This window comes from Enterobacter sp. ZOR0014, from assembly GCF_000798855.1.
Classification (GTDB): Bacteria; Pseudomonadota; Gammaproteobacteria; order Enterobacterales; family Enterobacteriaceae; genus Enterobacter; species Enterobacter kobei.
This window is the reverse complement of sequence record NZ_JTLF01000138.1, coordinates 1-3,811: the sequence shown is the minus strand read 5'-3', so window position 1 is coordinate 3,811 and position 3,811 is coordinate 1. Positions and strand designations below refer to the sequence as shown.

The window sequence follows — 3,811 nt, the reverse complement described above, 5'->3', positions numbered from 1 at the left end:
GGCGGGGAATTTCTCAAGGAGCGCTACAGGAGGTAATAACTCATTGATCTCTTTAATGCGTAAATCGTCGTTCTGATAATTCATTTTCTTTCCAGCTCTGCCATATCTTTAGTAATGAAAGCAATCCTTTCAATCTATCTTGTCGACCAGGAAGTGTAAACACGGTTTTACACTTCACGCAGATAATTCCTGGAATTCGCCTAAAAATCGCCACAAAATAGCGAAAAATGAGATCTAACCTAAGCTTTTTAACTGTAACAACCAATTTTATACGCCTAAACGCGATTCCCTACTGACGTAAGTCCGTAAGGCGGAATCTTTCGCCTCTAAAAAGATGCACTGTTGGAGAAAGTTATCCAGCGTAACGACAAGAACAGGAGCACCATGATGAAAATGACAAAACTGGCAACCCTCTTCCTGACCGCCACTCTCACCCTGGCAAGCGGCAGCGTCCTGGCTGCTGAAACGGGCACCTCAGACAGCAACGGTGATGCCAATGCGGCAGCAGAAGCAGGCCAGGTCGCCCCTGATGCGAAACAAAATATCGCCCCAAATAATGTCGATAACAGCCAGATCAATACCGGCGGCACCATGCTGCATCCGAACGGCAGTGATTCCGGCACCATGAATCACGACAATATGAGTTCAGATGAAGTTCATAAGAACTCAATGTGTAAGGACGGCAAATGTCCCGACCCTAACGACAAAGTGGGTAACGATGCCAATACCAAAACCGATGGCACAACCCAGTAAGTCGTCAGTGCTTTAAATGCGAAAGGAGAGCCCAGGCTCTCCTTTCTTTTTGGAGTAACCTGTTAAAAACGCTACACTAAAAAATAACGAAACAGGAAAGCAGACATGGCGCACACCCACTCACACGCATCTTCTCCCGGAAATGACAACGTAAAACGACTCATGCTGGCCTTCGGCGTTACGGCCACGTTTATGGTTATCGAGGTCATTGGCGGTCTGGTCTCCGGCTCGCTGGCGTTGCTGGCTGATGCCGGGCACATGCTGACCGATGCCGCAGCGCTACTCTTCGCTCTGCTAGCAGTGCAATTTGCTCGTCGTCCTCCGAACGCACGCCATACCTTCGGCTGGTTGAGGCTGACTACGCTTGCCGCGTTTGTTAACGCCATCGCGCTGGTGGTCATTACTATTCTTATCGTCTGGGAAGCCATCCAACGCTTCAGGCACCCGCAGCCAATAGCCGGAACGACAATGATGGTGATTGCCGTCGCGGGGCTGCTGGCAAATATTCTGGCATTCTGGATTTTGCATCGCGGCAGCGGGGAAAAGAACCTCAACGTGCGCGCTGCTGCCCTGCATGTGCTGGGGGATTTGCTCGGCTCAGTCGGGGCGATAGTCGCCGCGCTGGTGATCCTCTATACCGGCTGGACGCCAGTCGACCCGATTCTCTCCGTGCTGGTATCGTGTCTGGTTTTACGTAGCGCCTGGAGTCTGCTGAAGGAGAGCGTCAATGAACTCCTTGAAGGGGCACCCGCATCCATGGACATTGACGAGCTGAAGCGTAACCTGCGCCGTTCTGTCCCGGAAGTGCGCAATGTTCATCATGTGCATGTCTGGCAGGTAGGTGAAAAACCGGTGATGACGCTACACGTTCAGGTGATCCCACCTCACGATCACGATGCATTACTGGAACGCATTCATCACTTCCTGGAACATCATTACGAGATTGGCCACGCCACCGTCCAGATGGAGTATCAAGCCTGTAACGGGCCGGACTGCCACCTTAACAAGGCGCAGCCCGACCATTCACACCATCATCACCATTAGCGGGAAAGCGCGTGAGAGCCTCGCTCACGCGCGCTCTTAATCCACATACGGCTGCCATTCAGGGCAATGAAGGTCAGCAGCAGATATTCCAGCGACATCGCATAGACGCCCTGCAGCGCGAAAATGACCACGCTGATAACGTTGATGATGACCCACAGCAGCCAGTTCTCAACGTATTTACGGGTCATCAGGATCATCGCCGCAATTGACAGCACCATCATGCAGGAATCCCAGAACGGGAAAGCATCCGGCTGAAGTTCTGGCATCGTTACGCTCAGGCCGATACCGGACATAGCCGAAACGGCCACGCGGGTCAGGAAGGCAAACACCGGGTTGATATAAACGGTCATGAAACCAATAGCAACCACGCAAGCGACAAACCAGGCAATGGCTTTCGGCAGGGGTAGCCAGCGGATCTGTAGCTCAGCCTCCTGCTGGCTGTTCTGCCGCGACCATGCGTACCAGCCGTAAATATTGGCGGCGAAGAAGAACAACTGCAAAAGCAGGCTGGCGTACAGCTGGATCTGGAAGAAGATAATCGCAAACAGCGTAACGTTAATCAGCCCGAACGCGTAATTGCTGATTTTCTCCAGGCTTGCCAGCCAGATGCAGAGTAAACCCGCCAGCGTGCCGACGGCCTCAATCCATGACAGGTCATAGCCACCTGCACCAATCGGTATATGAACCAGAATGTTCTGCGTGCTAAAAAAATCCATCTTTTCCCCGGAACGTTTTGAATTAAGTACGTAGTGTAGCCGCAAAATCCAGCATGCGGTTAAGCGGAATTAACGCACCTTCGCGCAGCACAGCATCGACATGAATTTCATGCGCGGCGCCGCCCGTCTCTAGCCCTTCGGCAATCGCTTTCAGACCGTTCATCGCCATCCACGGGCAATGCGCGCAGCTGCGACACGTCGCGCCCTCGCCTGCCGTTGGGGCTTCAAGGAGCTCTTTCTCCGGCACGGCCTGCTGCATCTTATAAAAGATACCGCGATCGGTCGCCACGATGAGCTGCTTGTGCGGCAGCGTTCTGGCCGCATTGATAAGCTGGCTGGTTGAACCCACGGCATCCGCCATGTCGACAATGGACTGGGGGGATTCAGGGTGAACAAGAATGGCGGCGTCAGGATAAAGCGCCTTCATGCGTGCCAGCGCCTGGGTTTTGAATTCGTCGTGCACAATACAGGCCCCCTGCCAGCAGAGGACGTCAGCGCCTGTCTGCTTCTGAACATAATTGCCGAGATGTCGGTCAGGTGCCCAGATAATTTTCTCACCCAGGCTGTCCAGATGCTCAATCAGCTCAACGGCGATGCTGGAGGTCACGACCCAGTCTGCCCGCGCTTTTACCGCCGCGGAGGTGTTGGCATAAACCACCACGGTACGGTCAGGATGGGCGTCGCAGAAGGCGGTGAACGCGTCAATCGGGCAGCCAAGATCGAGCGAACACTCGGCATTCAGCGTCGGCATCAAAATGGTTTTTTCCGGGCTGAGAATTTTCGCCGTTTCGCCCATAAAACGCACGCCAGCAACAAGCAGCGTGGAAGCAGGATGTTTTGCGCCAAAGCGCGCCATCTCCAGAGAGTCAGAGATGCAGCCCCCGGTCTCTTCCGCCAGTTGCTGGATTTCCGGGTCGGTGTAGTAATGCGCCACCATCACCGCGTCTCGCTCTTTCAGAAGACGTTTGATCTTCTCGCGGTAGAACTGTTTTTCGTCCCGGCTTAGCGGAACAGGTTTTGGCGGAAACGGATAGATGGCGGCTTCGGGATCAAACATCACACTCATTATGGCTTCTCGTTTTACTGGCTTAACAATATTGCCTTTCTTTTGCCTGACATAGCAAAACGCATGGCAATTGTGTTTTGTATACTAAACAAGATAGCGAATCTGGAGTGAAAAGTCACCGGGAATAGAGGTGTGGAGCATTTATAGAATTGCAGATAGCAAAAAGGCGCCTTTAGGGCGCCTTTCTACATTGGTGGGTCGTGCAGGATTCGAACCTGCGACCAATTGATTA

The 3,811-nt window shown here is 53.0% G+C and carries 5 protein-coding genes; 2 read left to right on the top strand and 3 right to left on the bottom strand.

Translation table 11 applies throughout. The features are described 5' to 3' along the window. On the bottom strand, positions 1–84 hold an 84-nt coding region (locus L977_RS24920; protein WP_231563514.1), incomplete at its 3' end, for a hypothetical protein. A 303-nt stretch (positions 85–387) separates the two neighbouring features. Here L977_RS24920 and L977_RS07205 point away from each other — a divergent pair. Continuing rightward, on the top strand, positions 388–753 hold the full coding sequence (locus tag L977_RS07205) for a YbgS-like family protein (protein WP_047625481.1): 366 nt from the start codon (positions 388–390) through the stop codon (positions 751–753). 105 nt (positions 754–858) lie between these two features. Continuing rightward, on the top strand, positions 859–1,797 hold the full coding sequence (gene zitB / locus L977_RS07200; protein WP_047625479.1) for a CDF family zinc transporter ZitB: 939 nt from the start codon (positions 859–861) through the stop codon (positions 1,795–1,797). Here the strand turns inward: zitB and pnuC are convergent. Both pnuC and nadA read right to left on the bottom strand, forming a co-directional pair. Then, positions 1,794–2,513, bottom strand: coding sequence for a nicotinamide riboside transporter PnuC (gene pnuC / locus L977_RS07195; RefSeq protein WP_014883049.1), 720 nt, complete (start codon positions 2,511–2,513; stop codon positions 1,794–1,796). The genes zitB and pnuC overlap by 4 nt on opposite strands. 22 nt (positions 2,514–2,535) lie before the next feature. Continuing rightward, positions 2,536–3,579: a quinolinate synthase NadA gene (gene nadA / locus L977_RS07190; RefSeq protein ID WP_047625477.1), complete on the bottom strand. Its 1,044-nt coding sequence runs from the start codon at positions 3,577–3,579 to the stop codon at positions 2,536–2,538. Between the last annotated feature and the right edge of the window lie 232 nt (positions 3,580–3,811).